Here is a 23057-nt window from a genome sequence, read left to right as displayed (position 1 = left end):
GACGCGCCCGCTCGCGCCCACGCCGGCCGCGACGCGCCCGCTCGCGCCCCCACGCCGGGCCGCGACGCGCCTGCTCGCGCTCCCGCGCCGGCCGCGACGCGCCCGCTCGCTCGCTGGCTCGCGCTCCCGCACGGGAAGCAAGAAGATCACGGATACGCATGCTTCCCGTGCCCAAGATCGCATGCATATCCCTGATCTGGTGCTAACAAGCGCCGTGCGCCGTGCGACGAGCGGCGAGCGCCGTGCGACGAGCGGCGAGCGACGAGCGGCGAGCGAAGGCGATGGAGGGCGGGGATGCGCCGATGGGTGCCAGCGGAAGCCGGGCGAGGGCGGTCAGTAGGATTGGTGCCCATGGCGCGTGTGCTGACTCCCCGGGCGGAAGACTTCCCCCGCTGGTACCAAGACGTGATCGCGAAGGCTGAACTGGCCGACAACGGCCCGGTCCGGGGCACCATGGTGATCCGGCCGACGGCGTACGCGATCTGGGAGCGCATGCAGGCCGACATGGACGCCCGGATCAAGGCGACCGGGGCGGAGAACGCGTACTTCCCGCTGTTCATCCCGGAGAGCTACCTGCACCGGGAGGCACAGCACGTCGAGGGGTTCTCCCCGGAACTGGCCGTCGTCACCCACGGCGGTGGCAAGCAGCTTGCCGAGCCGGTCGTGGTCCGGCCGACCAGTGAGACGGTCATCGGCGAGTTCATGGCCAAGTGGGTGGACTCCTACCGGGATCTGCCGCTGCTGCTCAACCAGTGGGCCAATGTGGTCCGGTGGGAGATGCGCCCGCGGATCTTCCTGCGTACCAGCGAGTTCCTCTGGCAGGAGGGGCACACCGCGCACGCCACCGAGCAGGACGCGAAGGATTACACCTTGCGCATCCACCACCAGGTCTACGAGAAGCACATGCGCGACCTCCTGGCCATCCCGGTGATCCCGGGTCGCAAGACCGACCGGGAGCGGTTCGCCGGCGCCACCAGCACGTACACGCTGGAGGGCATGATGGGCGACGGCAAGGCGCTGCAGATGGGCACCTCGCACGAGCTGGGCCAGAACTTCGCCCGTGCCTTCGACATCCAGTACTCCAGCGCGGCCGGTGTCCGCGAGTACGCCTGGACGACCTCGTGGGGTTCGTCGACGCGGATGCTGGGCGGTCTGATCATGTGCCACGGTGACGACAACGGGTTGCGCCTGCCGCCGCTGGTGGCTCCGACGCAGGCCCTGGTCATGGTGGTGAAGGAGACCGACGGTTCCATCACCGCCGCCGCGAAGGGATTGGTCGACGATCTCGCCGCCGCGGGCGTACGCGTCAAGCTCGACGACCGGGTGGACACGCCGTTCGGCCGCCGGGCGGTCGACGCCGAGCTGAAGGGCGTACCGCTGCGGATCGAGGTCGGCCCGCGCGATCTGGCCGCGGGCAACGTGACGTTGGCGCGACGGATCGACGGCTCGAAGACGCCGCTGCCGATCGGCGGCGTGGTCGCCGCGGTGACCGAGGCGCTTGTCGCCGACCAGCAGGGTCTCTACGACGAGGCGCTCGCCCGGCGCGAGGCGAGCACCGTCGAGGTCAAGACGCTGGACGAGGCGATCGAGGCGTCGCAGTCCGGCTGGGCCAAGCTGCCGTGGTCGGCGGTCGGCGTCGACGGCGAGGCCAAGGCGAACGAGAGCGCGATCACCGTACGCTGCCTGTTCCGCGAGGACGGGTCGGCTCCGGCGGCGCAGGACGAGCCGAACCTGACGGCGATCCTCGGCCGCTCCTACTGATCCGCGTGATATCCGCGTGATGCGCTTCGAACCCGGCCGGGTGGTCCTGCACCGTCATTTCCAGGGTTCCCGGCTGGGTCTACTGAAGACCGCCGTCGTCTTGGCCGACGACGATCGCGGTCTGCTTCTCTGGGTTCCCCGGGGCGCCCCGATGCTGGACCGGAAGGCGGTCGACGGCCGGGGTCTGCGGGCGATGCCGTTCGCCGAGTGGCTCGTCACCGAGACCAAGCTCTGGGAGATGACCTGGCGTGGTCCGGCCATTCTCAAGGTGCTGCCGCCCGGCGAGGACTACTCCGTGTGGCTTTTCCGGGCCGAGGACGGCCGCTTTCGCGGTTGGTACGTCAACCTCGAAGAGGCCGGGGTCCGGTGGGACGACGGCGCCGTGGCCGGGGTCGACATCGTGGATCAAGACCTCGACATCTGGGTCGAGCCCGATCGCTCGTGGTCGTGGAAGGACGAGGAGGAGTTCGCCGAGCGCCTGGCGTACCCGTCGGACTATTGGGTGGCGGACGGGGACGCGGTGCGCGAGGTCGGCCTGCGTGTGGTGAAGCGCATCGAGGCGGGGGAGTTCCCGTTCGACACCTCGCTGCTGGGGCTCACTGGTGATCCGATGTGGACCGGCGCGTCGACGGTCGCGGCCGGCTGGGATCGTCCGCGGGCGTACTGACCCGACGTCGGCATCACCCGTCGGAGGATCACGATCCGGTGCGGCCTCGACTACTTTTGGGTCATGGTCTTCGAACGGGGCGAGATCGTCTACTTGCGGCACTTCCAGCACAGCGCGGTCTCCGGCCTGTTCCCCCTGCGCGCCGTGCAGCATGACGATCAGGGCGTGCTGCTGTGGGGCCAGGCGGGCGGGCGGCACTTCTACACCGTCATGACCGACGGCCGCATGATGCGCCAGACACCTCTGCCCGAGTGGGTGGACGGGCCCAAGCGTCTGATCGACGCCGAGGCGGGGCACTCCGTCCTGTCTTGGCATCCGACCGGCGCCGACTACTCCATCCGGTTCTTCTTCAGTCCGGCCGGCGACTTCCTCAACTGGTACGCCAACCTCGAAGTCCCAGCCGTGCCCTGGCGCTCCGCCGAGTTGGCCGGGCTGGACACCGTCGACTGGGATCTCGACGTCTGGATCGAGCCCGACCGGAGCTGGCGGTGGAAGGACGAGGAGGAGTTCGCCGAGCGGCTGCGTCTGCCCGACTACTACTGGGTCGACGACGAGCAGCGCGTACGCCAGGCCGGACTGGAGGTGATCAAGCTGGTCGAGGCGGGCGACTTCCCCTTCGACGGCACCTGGACCGGTTTCCGGCCTGATCCGGACTGGGGTCCGATCGTCTCGACGACGCCGCTGCCCGGCTGGGACGCCCCGCGTCGCCCCTGAAATCCTCGGGCCGTGTGATCTGTGTCCCGTATGCCCGGCGGGGTGGGTCCGAGTGCGTACCGGCGTCTGGCACAATTGACGACTGGTATTCGACTCGCGCACGGCAGCCCTCTAACTTCCGACGCCGGTCGTGTCCATGACCGCTCGCACCGCTCACAACCCCACGTGGGATGGCGAGCGTTCGAAACCTATCGCAACAGGAGCGAACACACGTGGCCGTCAAGATCCGGCTTCTGCGGATGGGCAAGATCCGCAACCCGCAGTACCGCATCGTCGTCGCCGACTCGCGTACCAAGCGCGACGGCAAGGCGATCGAGTTCATCGGCGTTTACCACCCGAAGGAGGAGCCCTCGCTGATCGAGGTCAAGTCCGACCGGGTGCAGTACTGGCTGTCGGTCGGCGCGCAGCCGAGCGAGCCGGTCATCGCCATCCTGAGCAAGACCGGCGACTGGCAGAAGTTCAAGGGCCTGCCGGCCCCGACGGAGCCGCTGAAGGTCGCCGCCGCCAAGGTCGACCGCAAGGCGATCTACGAGGCCGAGGCGCAGGCCGCCGCCGGCGTCGCGGAGACCAAGAAGGCGGAGCCGAAGAAGGCCGAGAAGAAGGCCGAAGCGAAGGCCGAGACGCCGGCTGAGCCGGCTGAGGCTCCGGCCGAGGGGGCCTGACCTTGCGCGGCAGCAGCTCGTCGGGCCGGACCGACAGCACCCTGCGTCCGGCACTCGAACACCTGGTCAAGGGCATCGTGGAGCACCCGGACGAGGTCCGGGTGCGGTTCGTCGACGCGCGCCGCGGCGCGCGGCTCGAAGTACGCGTGCACCCCGACGATCTGGGTACGGTGATCGGCCGCGGCGGGCGTACGGCCCGGGCGCTGCGCCAGGTGATCGGCTCGGTGGGCGGCAAGGGGATGCGCGTCGACATCGTCGACGCCTACTAGGCCGTCATGCTGCTGGTCGTCGGCAAGATCCTCCGTCCGCACGGAATCCGCGGCGAACTCGTCGTGGAGGTCCGCACGGACGAGCCTGAGGAGCGCTTCGTGGTGGGGTCGACGTTCGACGTCGGCCCCACCGAGGAGAAGCTCGGCAGCCCCGTGGGGGCGAAACTCACCATCGAGACGGTGCGCTGGCATCAAGGTCGGCCGCTGATCTTCTTCGCCGAGGTCCCGGACCGCAACGTGGCCGAGGAACTGCGCGGCCTGCTGCTCTGGGTCGACTCCGGCGACATCGCCGCTCCGGTCGACCCGGATGAGTTCCACGACCACCAGCTGGTCGGGCTCGACGTGATCACGGTCGCGGGGGACAAGATCGGGGTGGTCGCGCGCATCGATCACGCGCCGGCCTCCGACATGCTGGTCGTCCGCAAAGAGGACCGCACCATGGCGTTGGTCCCGTTCGTGCGGGCCATCGTCCCGACGGTCGACGTCGCCGGGGGCCGAGTCGTCATCGACCCGCCCGACGGGCTGCTGGACCTGTAGGGCCTCGGCATGCGTGTCGACGTCGTCTCGATCTTTCCCGAATACTTCGCCCCGCTCGGCCTCTCCCTGCTCGGCAAGGCCCGGGCGGAGAGTCGGCTGGAGCTGGCCGTGCACGATCTGCGGACGTGGACGCACGACGTGCACCGTACGGTCGACGACACGCCCTACGGCGGCGGCGCGGGCATGGTCATGCGCCCCGAGCCGTGGGGCGAGGCGTTGGACGCGCTCGCCGATGGGCGTACGCGATTGGTCGTCCCGGCCCCGACCGGGCGGCTGTTCACCCAGGACCTCGCGCACGAGCTGGCCGCCGAGGAGCACCTGCTGTTCGCGTGCGGCCGCTACGAGGGCATCGATCAACGCGTACTCGATCATGCGGCTGGGCGGATGCCGGTGACCGAGGTGTCGTTGGGCGACTATGTGCTGTTCGGCGGGGAGGTGGCCGTCCTGGTGATGCTGGAGGCCATCACGAGGCTGCTGCCCGGCGTCCTCGGCAACTCGGCCTCGCTGGATGAGGAATCCCACGCGAACGGGCTGCTCGAAGCCCCGATGTACACCAAACCGGCGGTCTGGCGGGAGCTGGAGGTGCCGGAGATCCTGCGGTCCGGGGATCACGGCAAGATCGCCCGCTGGCGTCGGGACCAGGCTCTGCTGCGTACGGCCGCGCGTCGCCCCGACCTGGTCGCCGCGCTCGATCCGGCGACGCTGGACAAGAAGGACCGCGCCACGCTCGACGCCGCCGGTGTGATGTGGCCGGGGCGGTTTCCGCCCGGCGTACCCGATGTGGCAGAGTAGAGAGGTTGCCGTTCTCGCGGGGCTGAAGTACGCCCGTGAAACGAGGATCTCGCACCCGCGTGAGCGGGTCGGAGGAGCTGGAGACAGCTGCGAGCGGGGTCAGAAATGTCCGCACGCGCGCCGGGAGCGGCGCGCGCGACACTGAGGAACAGCGATGAACACGCTGGACATGCTGGACGAAGCGTCCATCCGTACCGACACTCCGAACTTCCGCGCGGGTGACACCGTCAAGGTCCACGCCCGAGTCGTCGAGGGCAACCGGTCCCGGGTCCAGGTCTTCCAGGGCGTCGTCATCCGCCGCCAGGGCTCTGGCCTGCGCGAGACCTTCACGGTCCGCAAGGAGAGCTACGGCGTCGGCGTCGAGCGCACCTACCCGATCCACAGCCCGGCCGTCGACCGCCTGGAGGTCTTGACCCGCGGTGACGTCCGCCGGGCCAAGCTCTACTACCTCCGCGATCTGCGGGGCAAGAAGGCCAAGATCAAGGAGCTGCGCGAGGCCAAGGCGGTCTGAGCGCCGTTCTATCGGTCGAACGTACGACAAGACCTCGTCCGGAAGGACGGGGTCTTGTCGCGTTATCCGGCAGACAAGGCTCCGGACAGCACCGATGTCCGGGATCTTAACCGTTCGGACATAATCGGCCCTCCCCAAACAGTCCGGCACCATCTAGAGTGCCTCCGGTGACCGACCGCACATACGACCGATGGCCGGAGCAGCCTCGGTGGGAGGATCGCGAGCCCGGCAGGGACGCCTCGCGTGATCGCTGGCCGGCGGAGGAGTCCGCCGAGCAATACCCTCCGCAACGGTCGTGGGCGGACCCGCAGGATCCGCGCTGGGAGTCCGACTCCCGCTCTCAGGATCCGCGTTACAGCGACTCCCGCTACAGCGAGCCGCGTTCCGGCGAGCCCCGTTATGACGAGCCGCGTTCCGGCGAGCCCCGCTACGACGAGCCCCGCTACGACGAACCCCGTTATGACGAACCCCGTTATGACGAACCCCGTTATGACGACCCCCGTTATGACGACCCTAGATATGACGACCTCCGGCGGGACGAGTCGCGGCAGGAGGACCGGTCGGGTTACGACCAGCGGTGGGGTTCCGGCGTGCCGGCGGTCCCGGCGTCGCGATCGCTGGAGCCGGCGAACCGTCCGGCGCCGGGCGGGTCACAGCGCCGTCAGCGGCGCAAACTCAAGCTGTGGCAGGAGATCCCGCTCCTGCTGGTGATCGCGCTCGGCGTCGCCTTCCTGGTGCAGACCTTCCTGTTCCGCGCGTACTACATCCCCTCCAGCTCGATGGAGGACACCCTCGTCCGGGGCGATCGCGTACTGGTGAACAAGGTCGTCTACCACTTCGGCGATCCGGAACGCGGCGACGTGGTGGTCTTCAAGGGCCCGTCGAACTGGACTCCGGAGTTCTCCGCCGACCCCAACGCGAGCTTCTTCTCCAAGGTCGGCAGCGGCCTCAGCGACCTCGTCGGCCTGGGTACGCCCGGGGAGAAGGACTTCATCAAGCGGGTGATCGGCGTACCGGGGGATCGGGTCTCCTGCTGTGACGTCAAGGGCCGGATCTTCGTCAACGGGACGCCGATCGACGAGCCCTACGTCACGAAGAACGCGAACAAGGACAGCCCCAAGACGCCGGGGCAGTGCGGCCCGCGCCAGTTCGACGAGGTCGTCGTCGAGCCCGGGATGCTGTTCGTCATGGGGGACAACCGTTTCGTCTCTCAGGATTCGCGCTGTCGTGGTCTCGTTCCGATCGAGAACGTGATCGGGCGCGCGGGCACTGTCGTGTGGCCGATCAGTCGGTGGGATTCGATCTCCGAGTCGGACCCGTTCCAGAGCGTTCCCACTGGTCAGACCCAAGGGCTCGGGGTGGGGCCGGTGCTGCCGGTCGATCCCGCCGGGCTCGCGATCGTCGCGCCGGTGTGGCTCGCCCGCCGGAACACAGCGCGGTCGCGTAGGCTCCGTGCGTGATTGACGAGCAGACCAAGAGTAAGAGCAGCGGTAGCAGCGGATCGTTCTGGCGCGAACTGCCCATTCTTCTCGTCGTGGCCCTCGTGGTCGCGTTCCTGGTGCGGGCGTTCGTGGTCCAGACGTTCTTCATCCCGTCGCAGTCGATGGAGCACACGCTCAACATCGACGACCGGGTGCTCGTCAACAAGCTGGTCTACGACTTCCGGGACCCGCACCGTGGCGAGGTCATCGTTTTCGTCTCGCCGGAGTCATGGCGGTCGGATCCGAACGAGAAGGACTTCATCAAGCGGGTGATCGGTGTACCGGGCGATCACATCACGTGCTGCGATCCGCAGGGTCGGATCCAGATCAACGGGCACCCGCTGGACGAGCCCTACATCCTGCCCAACACCGATCACACCGGGCAGAACGCGGCGCCGCAGGACTTCGACATCGTCGTGCCCGAGGGCCGGCTGTGGGTGATGGGCGACAACCGGTACTCCTCCGGCGACTCGCTCCAGAACTGGCGGGCGCACAACAACAGCGACATCAACCAGGCGACGATCCCCATCGACTCGGTCGTCGGGCGAGCCTTCGTGCTCTTCTGGCCCTTCGACCGGATGCGTTGGCTGAGCGTGCCCGACAGCTACGAGAGCGTGCCCGCGCCCACTGGCTAAGGTTGCTCCATGATTTTCGAGGGTGGCCGCGAACTCTTCTCCTTCGAGCAGTCGGTGAGTTATCTCAACCACGGCTCGTTCGGCGCGGTACCGGCCCCGGTGCGCGAAGCGCACCGGGGCTTTCTCGATGAGGTCGACCGCAATCCCATGCGGTTCGCGCGGCTGCTGCCCGGCCGGGTGGACGAGGTCCGCGCCCGGCTGGCGCGCTACGTCGGCGCCGACCCCGCGAGATCCGCGCTGGTCGTCAACGCGACCACGGCGACGGCGACCGTGCTGCACACGCTTTCCTCAGTGGTACGCCCAGAGCACGAGATCCTCACGACCGATCACGCGTACAACGCCGTGCTGACGGCGCTGGATCGACTCCGGGCGCGGACCGGCGTCCGGGTGCGGGTGGTGCACATCCCCTTGACCGCCGGTGACGACGAGGTCGTGGAGCGGATCATGGAAGGGGTCCGGCCCGGCGTCACCCAACTGGCCATTGTGGACCATGTGGCCGCCGCGACCGCCAAACTGTTCCCGGTCACCCGGATCGCCGCCGAGATGCGGGCGGCGGGCGTACCGCTGCTGGTGGATGCGGCGCACGTGCCCGGCATGCTGGACACCGACGTCGAAGCCATCGGGGCGGACTTCTGGACCGGCAACTTCCACAAGTGGGGGTTCGCGCCGCGGGGAACCGCGCTGCTTACCGTTGCGCCGCAATGGGTGGACCGGATCGAGCCCTTGGTCGTCTCGCACGCTGATCCGGACGGATTCCCTCGGTCGATCGAGCACCAGGGCACCAGGGATGTGACCGCCTGGCTCGCCGCTCCCGCAGGGCTGGACCTGCTCGACTCGCTCGGCCGGGACCGCGTCCGCGCGTACGCCGTCGGTGTCGCGGAGTACGCCCAGTCGGTGCTCGCCGAGGCGCTCGGGGTCGACCGGCCGCATCCCGGCGACGGGGTGAGCATGCGGGTGGTGCGGTTGCCCGGATCGGTGGTGTCCGACGAGCAGTCCGGCGCGGCTCTGCGTACGCGCATCGCCGAGGAACTGGGCGTCGAGGTGAACGTCAATCCGTGGGAGAACGGTGGGCTGCTGCGCGTCTCCGGCTACGTCTATGTGACCGGCGTGGATGCGCAGCGGCTGGCGGACGGGCTGCCGGGGCTGCTGCGGAGCGCAGCGGCTTGAGCCGGACGCGGCCGAGCCCGAGCAGCGACAGCGGATCGAGGTAGGTCTCGCCCCGGCGGGCGCCCCAATGCAGGCACGCTTCGTCGGCCGAGCAGCCGGGGTGGCCCGGGCCGAGGCGGCCGATGGGCTCGCCCCGGCGGATCGTCTGCCCGGCCGTGGTCGTCGGCGTCACCGGCTCATAGGTCGTGCGTACGCCGTCGGCGTGGGCGACGCTGATCACGCCACGCCCGGCGAGCGGACCGGCGAAAACGACCTGACCGTCCCCGGCGGCGCGGACGATCTCCCCGCTCGACCCGGCCAGATCGACCCCGCGATGTCCGGGAAGCCACGGCTCAGGCGGCGGGTCGAAGCGGCGTACGACGGTCGGCGTACCGGCCAGCGGCCAGCCGAACCGCGCTGGTGCGGCGGGCGGCGCGGCCGTCGACAAGATCAGCAGGACGGTCAGGAGAAGTCGCATCCCGGCATCGTCGGCCCGCCGTCCGGCGTACGCGGAAGTGGTGCTTGTCGATTCTGTGCACGACGGGCGGATGTGGACAACCGGGCGGGTCCCGCGTCCCGGGTGTCACCCGGGTGACGTAACGTCGGAGTCTGGAGAACGGTGCGAAGAAGATCCAGATCACAGGGGAGGGCGCTGGCCGCATGCTGATGCCGCCGAAGACGGTCACCCGCCGGGAAGGCGGGATCTACGCGCTGGAGCGTTCGCTGCGCCGGCGCGGCTTCGCGTTCGTCGCGGGGGCGGACGAGGCGGGCCGCGGCGCCTGCGCGGGTCCGCTGGTCGCTGCGGCCGCGGTGCTGCCCGACGGCAAGGCGGGCGAGATTCCGGGACTGACCGATTCGAAGCTGCTCACGGCGCTGGCGCGCGACCGGATCTACGACCAGGTCGTCAAGCGTGCGCTGGCCTACCACGTGGTGGTGATCGAGGCGGCCGAGGTGGACCGGCTGGGGTTGCAGTTCTGCAACCTGTCGGCGCTGCGGCGCTCGCTGGCTGCCCTGACGGTGCGCCCCGACTACGTGCTGACCGACGGTTTCCCGGTGGACGGCGCGGGTGTGCCCGGCCTGGCGGTCTGGAAGGGCGACCAGGTGGCGGCGTGCGTTGCGGCGGCGAGCGTCCTGGCCAAGGTCACCCGGGACCGGATCATGGTGCAGTTGGCGGAAAAGTATCCTGAATACGGCTTCGAGCTACATAAGGGATATACCACCCCAGAGCACTCGGCCGCGCTGCGTGCGCACGGGCCCTGCACTGAGCATCGGTTCTCTTATCAGAACGTGGCCGAGTCGGAACGAGCGCTCGATGGGCGCGAGGAGCACGGTCGGGGTACGGTCGGCGTGGCGTCCGGTGACCCGGCTCGCCGCCGGCGCCGGGTGGGGGAAGATGTCAGCATGGAGGGCGTGCGATGAGCGCTGAGGATCTCGAGAAGTACGAGACCGAGATGGAGCTTCAGCTCTACAAGGAGTACCGCGACATCGTCCGTCAGTTCTCCTACGTCGTGGAGACGGAGCGGCGGTTCTACCTCGCCAATCAGGTCGACCTGCACGTGCGCAACTCCGACGGCGAGGTCTTCTTCGAGGTCGAGATGCACGACGCCTGGGTGTGGGACATGTACCGTCCGGCCCGGTTCGTGAAGAACGTCCGGGTCATGACGTTCAAGGACGTCAACGTCGAAGAGCTGGAGAAGCCCGACCTCTCGCTGCCCAGCGACATCTGATCGTCATCGCCGGCCCGCCCGTGCGGCGGGCAGGCGATACGCGCCGCCTCGTTCTTCGAGCAGGCCCCTCGTGACCAGCGCGGGCAGCTTCGCCAGCGCGACCCGTACCGGGATGCCCGCGATCCGCGCGATGTCGCCGCACAGCATCGGCCGGTGTGCCGGCACCGCGTCCATCAACCGCTGTTCCACCTCGTCCAGCTGGTCCTCCGGGCGTTCCGGCCCGAGCACCGGCGGGGCGAGGTCGGCCCCGATCCGGCCCACCTCCTCCAGCACGTGAGCGATGTTCGCCACCGGCAGCACCTCGGGTTTCCGCAGCTCCTCATGGCAGCCGACGGAGGTCGCCGAGGTCACCTGGCCGGGCACCGCCATCGCGGCCCGGCCGAGCTGCAACGCCCGGTGCAGGGTCTGGCGGCTGCCGCTGCGAGCCGCGGCCTCGACCATCACCGTGCCTTGGGTGAGCGCGGCGATCACGCGGTTGCGGATGAGGAACCGGAAACGCAGCGGCTCGCTGCCCGCCGGCCACTCGCTGAGGACCAGCCCGGTTTCCGCGATCTGCTCCAGCAGCCCGGCATGTCCCAACGGGTACGCCCGGTCGACGCCGCAGGCCAAGACGGCGATCGTCGGGCCGCCCGCGGCCAGGGCGCCCCGATGCGCGGCGGCGTCGATGCCGAAGGCGCCGCCGGACACCACGGCGTACCCCTTGCGGGCGAGGCCGTAGCTCAGCTCGGCGGCGACGTGATCGCCGTACGGCGTACTGGCACGGGCTCCGACGACGGCGACCGACCGGGCCACCGTCGTGCCGAGGGGCAGCGCTCCGCGTACCCAGAGGCAGTGGGGCGGGAAGGTGTCGCGATCGATCGCCGTCCCGCCGGACAGCGTCGGGCGGGAGATGCGGGCCAGGTCGTCGAGCCGGACTCCGGGCCACTCGTCGTCCTCCGGAGTCAGGACGCGAGCGCCGACGCGTTCGGTGATGGCCAGCTGTCGCCGGGCGAGATTCCAGGGATCCTCTCCGGCCAGGCGGCTCTGGACCGCCTCGGACGCGGCCGCGTCGCCCGCGCAGAGGCGGTTGAGCGCCGCCTCCGGCCCGTCCATCGCGACCAGCTCGAACACGTCCTTCCGACCGGGCTCGACCAGACAGCCGAGGGCGATGCGAGCCAGGCGTACGCGGTCTTCGGTGCTCATCTCAGGTCTCCCAATCGCAAGGTCAGCGCGGTCGCGACGTCCTCACGACCCGGCCGGTCGCGACCGGCCAGATCGCTGAGGGTCCAGGCGACCCGCAGAACCGGTTGCCGACCGAGCTGAGGTGTGAAGCGCCTCACATAGGAGCGGCCATCAGGCCGAACGAAGATCGCATCGGGGGGTAGCGATCATGGAACACAGCATCACGGTGGACGTCGACCAGTTCGACGAGGCCGAGCGCATCGTGGCCGGAACCATCGCCTTGGACCTGCGTGACGTCGCGACGGAACTCTTCGAGGTAAAGGATCTCGGTTACCTCGATGCGGGCGACCTACGCCGTCTGCGGCTCGCGCTGTTCGTGCTGGCGGACATCATCGGCCGACGGCTCGCGGAGTAAGGACGGATAGCGACGCGCTCCGGTCATCCCACGGGTCCGGGGCGCGTCGGCCTATACCGGGTCCGGGGCATGACGCGATCGTGGCGGAGATTGGCGCTGAGCGGGCCTACCGCATCCTCCGCGTAATCGCCGCCTTGAGATCCTGCCGGAACTCACGAGTCATGACCTCGGTGAATTCTGCGTCAGCCTGCCAAAGGAGCTGTCCCCCGGTTCCGGCGTATCGAGCCTGTTCGATTGCCTGCTCGGCACTTTCGTGAGGCATCATCCGGTATCGGGCCTCCCTGCTGAACGTCGGATATGCCCGCCAAAATGGCAGCTCGTCGTCGGGCAGCATCATGAGCTGCGCCCCGAATTCAACGTCCATCCACTCGCGACCGAACTCCCTGGCGAGACTCCTCATCTTGTTGTCATGCGGATTGCACTGCTCCAACATGTCGCGAAGGATCTCCAGCTCAAAGAGCCGCCGTCGCTCGTCGGTCGCCCGTTCGATCGCCCGCCGCTCCGCCTCAGCGGCCATCTCCATCGCCTCCTTCGCGTGCCTGTTCGCCTTCCGGGCGAGGACGATGGCGGTGATGCCCACGAATAGGCCGATGACCGCCGAACCGAGGCCCACCCACAGGCTGAGCCAATCCCAGCCGTCCCGAACAGGGTCAACGGGCAGCGGAAACGGATGATCAAGACGCGTGTGGAGCCTCACGAGCGCCAGTGAAGCACGGGGAGCTGATCTGGCCCTGGACCGTCGCGGGTCTGCGGTGTGTTTCCGACTGACGTTGGTGGGGGATGGGCCAGGCGAAACGTTCGGCGGCGCGACACGCCGAAGCGGACGGCTGCAGATTTGTTTTTTCCCGAGATCGGGTGATGCGCGCCACAAACGTGAATGCTGATCTATCCCTACACATCGGATAAACCCAGCATCGTCGATGTCATGCGGTGACAGATCCTGCGTGAATCGACTCGCTTCCGCGCGCAAAATTGCAGATGGGCAGATTTGTCCTCAGTGGCCCCTACAACGAGTGACCGCTTCTTGTCCGCCCCGGCCGCTAAAGTTACAGGGAGTCACGGAGACGCAAGAAAGACCCGGCCAGATGCCGAGGTCGGCACCCGAGCCGGGTCTCTAAAGCGATTGGACACCGCAGCCGAGACCCTACCCCGCCCCGATCTTCATCGGGAAGGCTTTGTGAAATTTCGCAAAGTGTCGGGCGCATGCGACTCCATTTTGCCGTGGGCAAATTCTGCCCAGGTGAGGAGCATCGCGAGTGAAGTTCAGTGAGCACTACGACGTCGAGCGACGTCAGGAAGACGACTGGTTCGACGTCTACCTTCGGGTGGATTCCAAGCTCTTCGTCGACCCCTTCCTGATCTACGACAACGTCAGCCCGTTCTGGTCGGGAGCCCACGATCAGATCCTCGGCTTCTTCGAGATCGTCTTCGGACTCGTGGCCGAGTCCAAGGGGGACGAGCGGTCTCTGGCCTGGAAGAAGGCATCCCGGCTTCTCATGTTCCCCGAACCGGCCGAGTTCTGCCTGGGCATGGCCGAGGCGTCGCCGAACGGCTCCGGCTCCGGCTCGGGGCTGCAGCAGGGCATGCTGAGCGGCGTCAAGACGGCGCTCGGTCTCGGGATCGAGAACGTGGACCACATTGAGACTCTGGTCTTGTTCCAGGGCGGCATGGGCGTCGACCGCATCAGCGACGCAGTCTGCAACATCCTGAAGTCGCGCTTCATCGAGTACACGCAGGACGTCTGCCGTCGCCACGACATCCCGATGCAGGAGTTCCGAGTCCGCAACGCCCGCTGGAGCACCGAGCACGCCCGGTGGGCTGACGCGGACGTGGAGCTGCCCGCCAACCCGTACTTCAAGAACCGGCCCGTGCTGCTGGTGCCGAAGGAGTTCTTGAAGGAGATGCCGATCGTCACGCCGGAGGCGTTCTGGAGGTACGCCTGGGCCAACCACAGCGAGGCGTTGCGGGGTGACTTCAACTACGACATCGCCAAGAACGTCGACCGGTGGACCATGGCGCGTCTGGCCCGCCAGAACCCCGACATCGTGGCGGATTACCTGAGCAAGATGGAAGCGACGGATCACAAGCCGTACCCGGTCGACCGTGACCCGAAGTTTCTGGTGCGGTGGTACGACGTGGGGGCCGAGATTGCGGCGCGTTCTCCGCTCGCGTTCCTGCCCGCATCCCCCGAGGAGTTCCCCCAGTTCGTCAAGGCGGTGCTGGACGCGTTCACGCACTACATCGAGCACCAGAACGGGTGGGAGATGCTGTGGGAAAGCAGCGGTCGCCCGGTCACCGAGCGCAAGGTGCAGCGCATGTTCCACGGCGCGGCGATCAACTACTGTCGGGCCAACGATGTGGACTTGACTGGTGAGGCGAACGCCGGACGTGGCCCGGTCGACTTCAAGTTCTCGAAGTCGTGGAGCGCTCGCGCCCTGGTCGAGATGAAGCTGATGAGTAACTCGCACTTCTGGGACGGCATCCTCGAGCAGACGAAGGAGTACCTCATCGCCGAGGAAATCCGGGTGGCCTACTTCGTCGCCGTCGCGTTCGAGGACAAGGACCTCGACCCGAAGACCACGGAGAAGATCACGCGGGCGGCCGAAATCGTGGCGCGAAAGCATCCCGACGTCGAGGTGCGGCCGATGATCATCGACGCGCGGCGGCAGGAGTCCGCGTCGAAGCTGCGAGCCGACCAGGACACGCGCGACGAACTCCACCGGAAGACGGACACGGACACGGACACGGACTCCGACTCCGACTAAGACGATCACCCATCGCAGCCCAGCCCGCGCCTTCCGAAAGATGGCGCGGGCTTGGTTCGCCGCAGCATCGGAAGGAAACGCCGCATGGGAACAATTGGCCAGGTCATGACGCAGTTGGCCCCCTGGGCTGCTCTCATCGTCTCAGGGTTCATCGCCCGCAGTGCCGTAGTTCAGGCGAAGCTCGCGCGCAACCAGAAGCAGCCGTACGTATACGTCGACATTCGACCTGACGAGCACCAACCGGCGCTGACCGTGCTGCTGGTCAGGAACCAGGGGCCGACCGTGGCGAAGAACGTAAGGGTCACGCTGTCGCCGCCGCTCGTGTCCGCGCTACACAACGCGCCGGAGAACATCGAGACCTGGGAGATCGGCGCGATCCCGCCGGGAGCCCATCTCGTTCGCGGAATCGGCGTAGGCAACGAGATCCTGGATCGCAACCCCAAGCCGATACAGATCACGATCGAGGCAGACGGGCCGCGTGGACCTGTAGATCCCAGCGTCTACGGCATCGACATCAAGGCGCTGGAGGGGGTTCTGATCGGCCACCGCACCCTGAACGACGTGGCCGTCGCCTTGAAGGAGATCGCCACTACCTTCGCCGAGGTCACCACGAAGTCCGGTGGCAACGGCGCATTCCGGATCGAAAGCCGGACGCAGGCGCCTCCTCCAACCCCTGCCCAGCGCAGGGGCGATGGCGCGGGCTGAGGCCGTTGACACGCCACCGCCCCCCGGCCTGCCGTTGTCAGAGCCCGGGGGGCGGTGGCTTGGCGCAGGCCGTCGGGAAAGAACCCACGGTGGCGGCCTTCGTTCCGGCGGCGGCCATGAGTCAGACAAGAACTCCGCCGCCGGGCGACGTTAACGCCCGCCCTACATCTCGTCGATCCGCGCGTGGAGGTTCGCCTTCGCGGCCTCCCGGACCGTGTGCTCGCTTAGGTCGGCGACCGCCGCGAAGCCGGACGCTCGGCCCACCTCAGCGAGCAGATCACTAGCCTGCTGGTTCTCCCGCACCCGGCGGTGCCGGATCGCCGCGTTCACCGCCGCCTGAGTTCCCTTGTGGATGCAATCGCCTCGCCGGCCCTCCCGGCACGGGGTGCACTCCCCGCACACGAGCTGCCCGGAGCGGTCGTAGGTGCCGCCGGGAAGGCGGCCCGGCCCCGGCCCGGTGTAGCCGCGACGCCGCTCCTCGGCGAAGATCTCGTCGATGGTCATCGACTTCACCGCGCTGGCCTGCATCGAGGCGAACAGTTCGGCGTCCATCCGGTCGAGCACCGCCGACAGCTCCGCCGCTGACATGTTCGTGTACATCGTGGTCCCCTTCATGGTTGCCGCCTTGGCGACGGTGACCCGCGCGGACGTGTTGACCGGGTAACCGGTCAGCGACACCTCCCGCAACGGCCCGGCCTTCGTGATGACCCGCACCGCCCGTGCGCCGACCATCTCCATGGACTTCGCCTGGATGTCGGCGAACACGGAGACCCCGGTGAGATGTCCCTCAGCGGCCTTGAGCCGGTACGACTGGGCTCTGGGGTCGGACGAGAACGCGGCCGTAAATGACAAGCCGTACGGCGAATCGGTGAGGTCGGTAATCGAGCCGATGATGCCGTCGGAGCTGTGGTCGTGGTCGACGGCGAGCGGGATCGTCGGCCTGCCCGATGCCTTCCACGACTTGACGAACTCGCCGAAGGCACCGGCGGCGATGACGTCGGACTGCTGGTCGATGACCCCGTAGACGCTCGCCCAGCCGGTCAGCGAACCGGTCCCATCATCGGCCTTGGACAGATCCCAGCGAACGGGTGCCGTGACGTGCAGGGCATTCACCATGGGACCGCTCCGCCCTGGTCTGTGATCGCCTCGCGGTATGCCTCGACGGCGGCCCGCCCCGCAGCCTTCAGGGCCTCATCGCGGCGCGCACGCGCTCGCTCCAGACACACCGGGCTGCAGTAGACCTTCGGCCGCCCAGGGCCGAGCTGGGGTGGCAGCGGGGTGCCGCAATGCGCACAGGCGGTCATCGGATCGGCTCCGCGCCGCTCGGGAGCTGAACATGCCCGCGTTCCCCGTTGCGGCTTACGCCGTTGATCGCGGTGTCGAACTCCCGGCGCACACGCTCGGCCGCCGCGTTGACATCGACGATCTCCTGCTGAGATTGCGGCTGCGGCGCGGCGTCCATCTCGATACGCCGCCCGGCGCGTGACTTTCCCATACCAGCCTCCAGTTCATATGGATCGAACTCTGCGGCTGGTGCATAAACGGTACCCGGAAATATTCAGACCGGCCAGTACGAAATGCCCCGTACGCTGGAACGATGGACGACGACATCCCCGACGACCGCGACATCACCACCGCCTACATCGCCGGACTGGTCCACGCCCGACGCGAGGACGGTGAAGCATTCGGGCTGATGCTGGACGGCATGACGAAACAGGCCGTCTACTTCGTCGCTTGGGAGTACGCGCGAGCCTTGGCCGCGACCGTCAAGGCCACCGACGAGCAGCTCCAGGCCCATCTGCTGGAGCACGTCGCCGCCGACCGCAACGACCACGGGCACGACGATGAGTGACCGGCGCGGCGACCCCCGCAACGGCCGCCCGTACCGGCGGCTCATCGCGACCATGCGCGCCATGGGCGCGTCCTGTGTGCACTGCCGCCAACCCATCGACCCGGCGCTGCGCTCCCCACACCCGCTCAGCTTCACGATCGAACACGTGGTGCCGATCAGCCAAGGCGGCCTGGCCCTCAACCCGGCCAACTGCCTGCCCGCACACCGGCGGTGCAACGAGAAGCGCGGCGTGAAGCCGATGTTCTCGCCCCACAGCCGGATCTGGTAGCAGAGCTACCCCAGGAAGGGCCTGATCTTGGCGGAGAGTGGCGCTCAGCGGGCCGACGTATGAGCTGGCGAGGCTGATTCGGCAGGTTTGCCGGGCGAGAACCGAGCAATTACCAGGAAGACTGCCAGTTTTCTGTGTGTTGCGGCCAAGATCTACAACCAAAGATCGTCGGGAGAAAATAATCCTGGGACAGCGGTGCCTTCCCGGCGCTTCGAGTCCCAAAAGTACGGAGGTCCCGCCGGGTCTCGGTCGCGGTTCGCGCTCGAAGTGCGGCGACGAGCGCGTTGATTCTCGACGAGGTCGAGTACGCGGTCCGATCTCCGCTTCGACGTGGTCGGGTGAGTTGTTCGGGTACCCCGGTTGCTGGTGTCGGTGTCGGTGTCGGTTGGTTTGCTGGTGTGCCTGCTGGTGTGCGTCGTTGATGTTGCGCTTGCGCTCTTGCTCCTCATGCTGCTCTTGCAAGGTCTTCGAGTCTTGACTTGACCATTCGTCGATCATCATCATCAATCATTGATTGATGTCTTCATCTTCTTTGTCTTGCCTTTGCCTTGATGCTATGCGCATTGGCCCATGCGCCATGTGCTGCACATAGGTGTGTACCTATGGGTGCGTACGGGTGAGTAGGAGTATGTGGTGTGTAGCGCGTATGTGTGTAGGGCTATAGCTATGTGCCTATACGTATTTACTTATAGGTAGTGGGGCGGGTGGTGGGCATGGGTATATGCGCTATGCGTGTAGGTGGTAGCGGGCGTGGGTGGGTGGGGGTAGTCGAGGGGGCGGTTTGTGGGGTGGGGGTAGGCGCGTGGGGGTAGGTGCCTGGGGGCGGGTATGTGGGGTGGGGGTGTGTACGTGGGTTATCCCGGTGGTGGCGCATTCCGCACCCGTTCGGCGTGCCACGCGCCGGGCGCTGGCCCTTGTCATCGGCGACCTCCGTGCCGACGTTGCAAGTGGTCGAGTCGTTGTGCGTGCCGGGCGCGCAGTCCGTGCTCGCGAGCGTCGTCGAGTTGGCGTCGTTGTTCGGCGCGTTGTTCACGTTGGCGGCAGACGCGTTCCAACGCCTCGGCTTGCCGCTGGCGTAGCTCGGCGTCGGTCACGGGCTCATCCACAGGCTCGACCATTATCGATCACTCCTTGCGTCCGATGCGCTCCGAGGGGTGGACAGGTGGACATGTCCACCCCTCACCGACCGACGAGCCCCTATATAGGGCATACATGTCCGTCTTCTCCGCATTCTTGGGGCGACTTTTCCGGGGCGAGGGTGGACATGCGTCCACCTGTCCACCCTTCGCTCGTCGATGTCTTGCGTCACGGTCGTACCTCCGTCAGCCGGTACCGGCGAGCACACCCGTCGATGTCGTCGACCTTGACCTGCCCGGCGTCGCAGAGCCGCACGACGGACAGGTCGAAGTAGTGCCGGTCCCGGCTCGGCAAGGCTTTGCGCAGCGGCGTGTGTTCCATCTCCCCGCCCGCCTCGGTGAGCTTGCGCTTGATGAAGCGGCAGACCCGTCGGATCGCGTCCTCTTCGATGCGGGCGTTGGCGACGACCTGCCGCTCGCCGTCCAGTTCGCCGCGCCGTCGGTTCTGTTCACGGGCCTGCCGGTTCATCGCGGCAACCACACCCTCGCGGGTCTGGTCAGACTTCGCGGCGATGATCCCGGCGAGTCGCCAGTCCTCGGCCGACACGCCGGTCCGCTCGTCGAGCAGGCCGAGCACCGCGGCGACCTTCAGCCGAGCCAGCGGGGCGTGCGCGTCCAAGGCCGCCCCCTTGCCGCGCAGCGTGGCCAGCCGGGCGGCGTCGATCGCCTGGCGTGCCTCGTCGCACACGTCCAGCACGACGCGGCCCTCCATGTCGGCCATGGGCCACGTCGGCGCCTTCCACGTCAGGCTCTTCGGCTCCGGCGGCGGCTGCTCTGGGGCGTCGGGGTCGGTGGCTGGCACCCATAGGAACCGCTGCGGTGTGCCGCCGTCCGCGTCGTTGAACAGGCCCGTGGCGCGGGCCGGTTGGATGCCGACGATCATGGTGAGCCTGTAGGAGTGCGCGGCGATTGGCAGCCGCTTGTTGGGGTCGGCGTACGAGAAGCCGAGCGCCTCACCGGACCACGCGCGTCGTAGCTCAGGTAACAGGGTTGCGCCGCGCCGGTCGGCGACCGCCGCCAACGTGTCGACCTCGGCGACGTCGAGAAGCATCGCGGTAGCGTGCCGGTCGAGGCCCTCCTTTGTCCGCCGGGCGTACAGATGCGCGAGACCCTCCCCTGAGCCGACACCAGCCGCCTCGACGTGGCCGACGTCGAGCACGTCCGCCCCGGCTCGCTGAGCGGCACCCTTCCCCGCACCGGGCGGGCCGATCAAGCCGACGAACAGGTTCAAGGAGCCGTGGCCGCCGACCAGCTTGGGAAGTACCACGAATGGCGGGACCGCGCATCCAAGTCGGGCCAGTGCCACGCCCAGCACAGCCCACGGTGCGGCGCGTCGGGCTCGGGCGTAGTCACGGATGACGGTCAGCGCCGGTCTGGCCGTCCACAGCTCGTCATCTAGTGACCCGGCCCCGCCCTCGGCTAGGTCAGCGTGACGGGCCTTGGGAACGGTGCCGGGGGTCGCGACGGCGGGCCAATCCTCAGTCATGGCAGCCACCCCGAAGCCGCTAGGTCGCGACCACGGGCCTCACGTTCGCGCACGCCCCGGTCAAGCCACGTCTCGCGATAGTGGTCGCCGTCGCCGTCGCCGTCGCCATGGCGTTCTTCGCGCCCGAGCAGCGCGTCGAGTTGGCGGCTAGCGTGACGGCGGATGCGCCAGCGTCGACGATCAGCGGCCCGGACTTCGCTGGTCAGATCGTCGGCGGGTCTTGTTATGCTCGCTGTGAGTTCGGGAGTCGCCCCGGTGATGGGGCGGCTTTCGTTTGCGCTCATGGCGTTGCCGCACCCCCGTCCTGCGTGGACGGCGGAGCGAAGATGGCGCGCAGCGTGTTCTTCGTAGCGGGGCTGAGTTCAGGCCAAGATGCCACGATGGCGCGGGCCTGCTCTTCGAGCTTGGCGGCGCGTAGGTCGCGCCGTGCCTGTTCGGCGGCTTCGAGGTTGCCGCCCTGGACGTTGCGGGCAATGCGCGCACGATGGTGGGTCCAGGGCTTGACGGAGTCCGTGCTGGACATTGGGGCGTCTCCAGACGTGCTGAAGTACGCCCACCCAACCAGCGGGCCTTACCTGCCCGATTACCAAGCCTCAGACATAGGGCGACCGGGAGAACCCGGCGACTTATGACTATAGCCGCGTAGCCGCTTAGAACGGAAGCGCGCTGATGTCGATCTCAGTCGCGCCCGTGTCGCGGAGCTGGGGCATGGCGGCCTGCCAACGCTCCTGGCTCATCTGCGGGTTACGCCCGCAGCGCGGACACCAGATCACCGCTGGCGTCACGTGCACCCAGCCAGTGCCGGACAGCCGCACCCAACCTAGATTCCGCTTATCAGGCTCGCCCCGTACCGGCTGTCGGCCATGGGTGCACACGAGCCGGATGCGGTAGGTCATAGCCGCCCCCTTGGTGTAGCGATGACGGTTTCGGTGCGGAACGTGCGAGTACCCCGGCCAACGGGGAGCAACTCCACCGTCATCAGTGCGTCGATCACGGCCCGCTTCTGGTCGTCGTGTAGCGCCTCATAGACGGCCTTGGGGTTACGCGCGTTGATCAGCGGTCCCAGGAGACTCTGCTTCCCGGCGTCGGCGATCTGCGCCTCGATCTCGTCGCGCCGCTTGCGGGCTCGCGCCGTCGCAGCCTCCAACTGGTGTGCCGTGATGAGGTCATCGGCGAACTGGACTGCCAGCCGCTTGAGCTTCAGATCAAGGGCGCGGGCCTGCTCGCGGAGTGCCGCCACGTCCGGCCGCCGGTCATCGACCAGTAACTCGCGGGCGTCCTCACGGGACAGTCGGGCGACGACAAGCGAGCCGATCCAGTCGTCCACAGGATCACGACGCCTTGTCACGTGCCCGGCGCTGGCGGCCGGACAGCGGTAGATCGGCTGACCGAGGAGGTTCCGGCCCGCACGTACGGTCATGCCGCACCCGGGAGCACCGCATCGAGCTATGCCGGTCAGCAGGGCTTGATGGCCTTGGGCGGTGGCCCGGTCGGGGTCGCGGAGGATTTCGTTCACGGCCCGCCATGTCTCCTCCGGCACCAGTCCGTCCCAGGCGGCCTTGCCGTGGATCGTCCACTTGTCACGCTTCCCCGGCAGCTTGGTCGCTCGCATGCCCGCGTACCTGGGATTGAGCAGCGTTGTCCGCAGGCTCTGGGCGATCCACGGACTGGCCTGCTGGGGGCCTTCGGCGACCTGTCCATCCGGCGTACGCGGTCGGCGGCGCAGCTGGGGACTGAGCAGCCCCCTCTCGTTCAGGATGCGGGCAGCCCCGGCCAGGGTGAGCCCTCGGGCGACGTCACCATATATATGGCGTAGGGCGTCGGCCTCGTCGCGGCGGACGGTGACGCCGTTCTGTTCGTACCCGAACGGTCGTCGACCGCCCACGCGCCTGCCATCGGTGGCGGCCTGGATGTTGGCAGCCCGCTGCCTTTCGCTCTTCTTCTTGATCTCCCCCTGGGCGATCGCGGCCAGAACGCCTGCGGTCATCTGCCCGTCCGCCGTCGCAAGGTTCAGGTCCGATCCCTTTACGCAGGAGATCATGGCCCCCGCCTTCTCCCCGGCCTCCAGGAGGCGCAGGGTGTCGCGGGCGTTGCGTGTAAGCCGGGTCAGGTCCCAGGCGATGACGACCGAAACGCGCCCAGCCTCCAGATCCTTGATCAGCGCGTCGAACCCGGGCCGCTTGACCTTGCCAGCGGCTGACACGTCGTTGTCGACGTGCTCACCGACCACGGTCAGGCCGCGTACCTGGGCCAGCTTGCGCGCATCGTCGCGCTGGCGAGTGATGCCCAACTCGTCACCGGCACGGTCCTGGCTCATTCGGAGGTACAAAACTGCAGGTAGGGGCGCGTCTCTCATGCCACATATGT

Annotated in this window: 30 protein-coding genes; 19 read left to right on the top strand and 11 right to left on the bottom strand. The window is 67.9% G+C overall.

Annotated features, from left to right (window positions below; translation table 11 throughout):
- Positions 1 to 351: 351 nt before the first annotated feature.
- The 11 genes from proS (at position 352) to HDA40_RS17130 (ending at position 9196) form a co-directional block, all read left to right on the top strand.
- Positions 352 to 1761: a proline--tRNA ligase gene (proS, locus tag HDA40_RS17180; RefSeq protein ID WP_253757032.1), complete on the top strand. Its 1410-nt coding sequence runs from the start codon at positions 352 to 354 to the stop codon at positions 1759 to 1761.
- Positions 1762 to 1780: 19 nt separating this feature from the next.
- On the top strand, positions 1781 to 2428 hold the full coding sequence (locus HDA40_RS17175) for a ribonuclease FAU-1 family protein (RefSeq protein WP_253757030.1): 648 nt from the start codon (positions 1781 to 1783) through the stop codon (positions 2426 to 2428).
- A 63-nt stretch (positions 2429 to 2491) separates the two neighbouring features.
- On the top strand, positions 2492 to 3142 hold the full coding sequence (locus HDA40_RS17170; RefSeq protein WP_253757028.1) for a ribonuclease FAU-1 family protein: 651 nt from the start codon (positions 2492 to 2494) through the stop codon (positions 3140 to 3142).
- A gap of 212 nt (positions 3143 to 3354) precedes the next feature.
- On the top strand, positions 3355 to 3804 hold the full coding sequence (gene rpsP, locus HDA40_RS17165) for a 30S ribosomal protein S16 (RefSeq protein WP_253757025.1): 450 nt from the start codon (positions 3355 to 3357) through the stop codon (positions 3802 to 3804).
- Positions 3805 to 3806: 2 nt separating this feature from the next.
- Complete coding sequence (locus HDA40_RS17160) at positions 3807 to 4073, top strand: RNA-binding protein (protein ID WP_253757023.1); 267 nt, start codon at positions 3807 to 3809, stop codon at positions 4071 to 4073.
- Positions 4074 to 4082: 9 nt separating this feature from the next.
- Positions 4083 to 4610 carry a ribosome maturation factor RimM gene (gene rimM / locus HDA40_RS17155; RefSeq protein ID WP_253763663.1) on the top strand — a complete coding sequence of 176 codons (528 nt, stop codon included), beginning with the start codon at positions 4083 to 4085 and terminating at the stop codon, positions 4608 to 4610.
- Between the two features lie 9 nt (positions 4611 to 4619).
- A complete protein-coding gene (trmD, locus tag HDA40_RS17150) occupies positions 4620 to 5402 on the top strand; it encodes a tRNA (guanosine(37)-N1)-methyltransferase TrmD (protein WP_253757021.1) in 783 nt (260 codons plus the stop codon).
- Positions 5403 to 5556: 154 nt separating this feature from the next.
- Positions 5557 to 5913, top strand: coding sequence for a 50S ribosomal protein L19 (gene rplS, locus HDA40_RS17145; protein ID WP_253757019.1), 357 nt, complete (start codon positions 5557 to 5559; stop codon positions 5911 to 5913).
- A gap of 617 nt (positions 5914 to 6530) precedes the next feature.
- Complete coding sequence (gene lepB, locus HDA40_RS42140; RefSeq protein WP_372503163.1) at positions 6531 to 7373, top strand: signal peptidase I; 843 nt, start codon at positions 6531 to 6533, stop codon at positions 7371 to 7373.
- Complete coding sequence (lepB, locus tag HDA40_RS17135; RefSeq protein ID WP_253757014.1) at positions 7370 to 8029, top strand: signal peptidase I; 660 nt, start codon at positions 7370 to 7372, stop codon at positions 8027 to 8029. The genes lepB (HDA40_RS42140) and lepB (HDA40_RS17135) overlap by 4 nt, the downstream gene beginning before the upstream one ends.
- Positions 8030 to 8038: 9 nt before the next feature.
- Entirely contained in the window at positions 8039 to 9196 is a 1158-nt protein-coding gene (locus HDA40_RS17130) for an aminotransferase class V-fold PLP-dependent enzyme (protein ID WP_253757011.1), read from the top strand.
- On the opposite strand, the gene HDA40_RS17125 is transcribed toward HDA40_RS17130, so the two are convergent.
- Positions 9078 to 9653, bottom strand: a complete 576-nt coding sequence (locus HDA40_RS17125) for a murein hydrolase activator EnvC family protein (protein WP_253757009.1) — start codon at positions 9651 to 9653, stop codon at positions 9078 to 9080. The two genes, HDA40_RS17130 and HDA40_RS17125, sit on opposite strands and share 119 nt — an antisense overlap.
- A gap of 182 nt (positions 9654 to 9835) precedes the next feature.
- On the opposite strand from HDA40_RS17125, the gene HDA40_RS17120 reads away from it, so the two are divergent.
- Positions 9836 to 10594 (top strand): ribonuclease HII, encoded by a 759-nt coding sequence (locus HDA40_RS17120; protein WP_253757007.1) that lies wholly within the window; start codon positions 9836 to 9838, stop codon positions 10592 to 10594.
- Entirely contained in the window at positions 10591 to 10902 is a 312-nt protein-coding gene (locus HDA40_RS17115; RefSeq protein WP_253757005.1) for a DUF2469 domain-containing protein, read from the top strand. The genes HDA40_RS17120 and HDA40_RS17115 overlap by 4 nt, the downstream gene beginning before the upstream one ends.
- 3 nt (positions 10903 to 10905) lie before the next feature.
- Here HDA40_RS17115 and HDA40_RS17110 read toward each other — a convergent pair whose 3' ends face one another.
- Together HDA40_RS17110 and HDA40_RS17105 are read right to left on the bottom strand one after the other, a co-directional pair.
- Complete coding sequence (locus HDA40_RS17110; RefSeq protein WP_253757002.1) at positions 10906 to 12084, bottom strand: DNA-processing protein DprA; 1179 nt, start codon at positions 12082 to 12084, stop codon at positions 10906 to 10908.
- A complete protein-coding gene (locus tag HDA40_RS17105) occupies positions 12081 to 12221 on the bottom strand; it encodes a magnesium chelatase subunit ChlI family protein (protein WP_253756999.1) in 141 nt (46 codons plus the stop codon). The genes HDA40_RS17110 and HDA40_RS17105 overlap by 4 nt, the downstream gene beginning before the upstream one ends.
- Positions 12222 to 12271: 50 nt before the next feature.
- On the opposite strand from HDA40_RS17105, the gene HDA40_RS17100 reads away from it, so the two are divergent.
- On the top strand, positions 12272 to 12478 hold the full coding sequence (locus HDA40_RS17100) for a hypothetical protein (protein ID WP_253756997.1): 207 nt from the start codon (positions 12272 to 12274) through the stop codon (positions 12476 to 12478).
- A 106-nt stretch (positions 12479 to 12584) separates the two neighbouring features.
- On the opposite strand, the gene HDA40_RS17095 is transcribed toward HDA40_RS17100, so the two are convergent.
- Positions 12585 to 13175, bottom strand: a complete 591-nt coding sequence (locus tag HDA40_RS17095; protein WP_253756995.1) for a hypothetical protein — start codon at positions 13173 to 13175, stop codon at positions 12585 to 12587.
- A gap of 559 nt (positions 13176 to 13734) precedes the next feature.
- Between HDA40_RS17095 and HDA40_RS17090 the strand changes: the two genes are divergently transcribed.
- Together HDA40_RS17090 and HDA40_RS17085 are read left to right on the top strand one after the other, a co-directional pair.
- A complete protein-coding gene (locus HDA40_RS17090; protein WP_253756993.1) occupies positions 13735 to 15243 on the top strand; it encodes a DUF8370 family protein in 1509 nt (502 codons plus the stop codon).
- 84 nt (positions 15244 to 15327) lie between these two features.
- Positions 15328 to 15948: a DUF8453 domain-containing protein gene (locus tag HDA40_RS17085; RefSeq protein WP_253756991.1), complete on the top strand. Its 621-nt coding sequence runs from the start codon at positions 15328 to 15330 to the stop codon at positions 15946 to 15948.
- 162 nt (positions 15949 to 16110) lie between these two features.
- Here HDA40_RS17085 and HDA40_RS17080 read toward each other — a convergent pair whose 3' ends face one another.
- Positions 16111 to 17064: an HK97 family phage prohead protease gene (locus HDA40_RS17080; protein ID WP_253756989.1), complete on the bottom strand. Its 954-nt coding sequence runs from the start codon at positions 17062 to 17064 to the stop codon at positions 16111 to 16113.
- A gap of 184 nt (positions 17065 to 17248) precedes the next feature.
- Positions 17249 to 17443: a hypothetical protein gene (locus HDA40_RS17075; RefSeq protein ID WP_253756987.1), complete on the bottom strand. Its 195-nt coding sequence runs from the start codon at positions 17441 to 17443 to the stop codon at positions 17249 to 17251.
- 102 nt (positions 17444 to 17545) lie between these two features.
- Between HDA40_RS17075 and HDA40_RS17070 the strand changes: the two genes are divergently transcribed.
- The 3 genes from HDA40_RS17070 to HDA40_RS17060 all read left to right on the top strand — a co-directional run bounded on the left by HDA40_RS17070 (position 17546) and on the right by HDA40_RS17060 (position 19147).
- Positions 17546 to 17800: a hypothetical protein gene (locus HDA40_RS17070; RefSeq protein WP_253756984.1), complete on the top strand. Its 255-nt coding sequence runs from the start codon at positions 17546 to 17548 to the stop codon at positions 17798 to 17800.
- Positions 17793 to 18068, top strand: coding sequence for an HNH endonuclease (locus HDA40_RS17065; protein ID WP_253756981.1), 276 nt, complete (start codon positions 17793 to 17795; stop codon positions 18066 to 18068). The genes HDA40_RS17070 and HDA40_RS17065 overlap by 8 nt, the downstream gene beginning before the upstream one ends.
- A gap of 932 nt (positions 18069 to 19000) precedes the next feature.
- Positions 19001 to 19147, top strand: a complete 147-nt coding sequence (locus HDA40_RS17060; protein ID WP_253756979.1) for a hypothetical protein — start codon at positions 19001 to 19003, stop codon at positions 19145 to 19147.
- A 226-nt stretch (positions 19148 to 19373) separates the two neighbouring features.
- On the opposite strand, the gene HDA40_RS17055 is transcribed toward HDA40_RS17060, so the two are convergent.
- The 5 genes from HDA40_RS17055 to HDA40_RS17035 all read right to left on the bottom strand — a co-directional run bounded on the left by HDA40_RS17055 (position 19374) and on the right by HDA40_RS17035 (position 23046).
- The gene (locus HDA40_RS17055; protein ID WP_253756977.1) at positions 19374 to 20690 is read right to left on the bottom strand and encodes a YfjI family protein; all 1317 of its coding nucleotides are present in this window, start codon (positions 20688 to 20690) and stop codon (positions 19374 to 19376) included.
- Positions 20687 to 20974 carry a hypothetical protein gene (locus tag HDA40_RS17050; RefSeq protein WP_253756975.1) on the bottom strand — a complete coding sequence of 96 codons (288 nt, stop codon included), beginning with the start codon at positions 20972 to 20974 and terminating at the stop codon, positions 20687 to 20689. The genes HDA40_RS17055 and HDA40_RS17050 overlap by 4 nt, the downstream gene beginning before the upstream one ends.
- Positions 20971 to 21213, bottom strand: a complete 243-nt coding sequence (locus tag HDA40_RS17045; protein ID WP_253756973.1) for a hypothetical protein — start codon at positions 21211 to 21213, stop codon at positions 20971 to 20973. The genes HDA40_RS17050 and HDA40_RS17045 overlap by 4 nt, the downstream gene beginning before the upstream one ends.
- A 127-nt stretch (positions 21214 to 21340) precedes the next feature.
- Positions 21341 to 21586, bottom strand: coding sequence for a hypothetical protein (locus tag HDA40_RS17040; protein ID WP_253756970.1), 246 nt, complete (start codon positions 21584 to 21586; stop codon positions 21341 to 21343).
- Positions 21583 to 23046 (bottom strand): recombinase family protein, encoded by a 1464-nt coding sequence (locus HDA40_RS17035; protein WP_275979054.1) that lies wholly within the window; start codon positions 23044 to 23046, stop codon positions 21583 to 21585. Before HDA40_RS17035 ends, HDA40_RS17040 begins: the two co-directional genes overlap by 4 nt.
- Positions 23047 to 23057: the final 11 nt, after the last annotated feature.

The organism is Hamadaea flava, from assembly GCF_024172085.1.
GTDB lineage: Bacteria > Actinomycetota > Actinomycetes > Mycobacteriales > Micromonosporaceae > Hamadaea > Hamadaea flava.
Note: the sequence above shows the minus strand (reverse complement) of the source record. Positions and strands in the feature narration are given on the sequence as shown.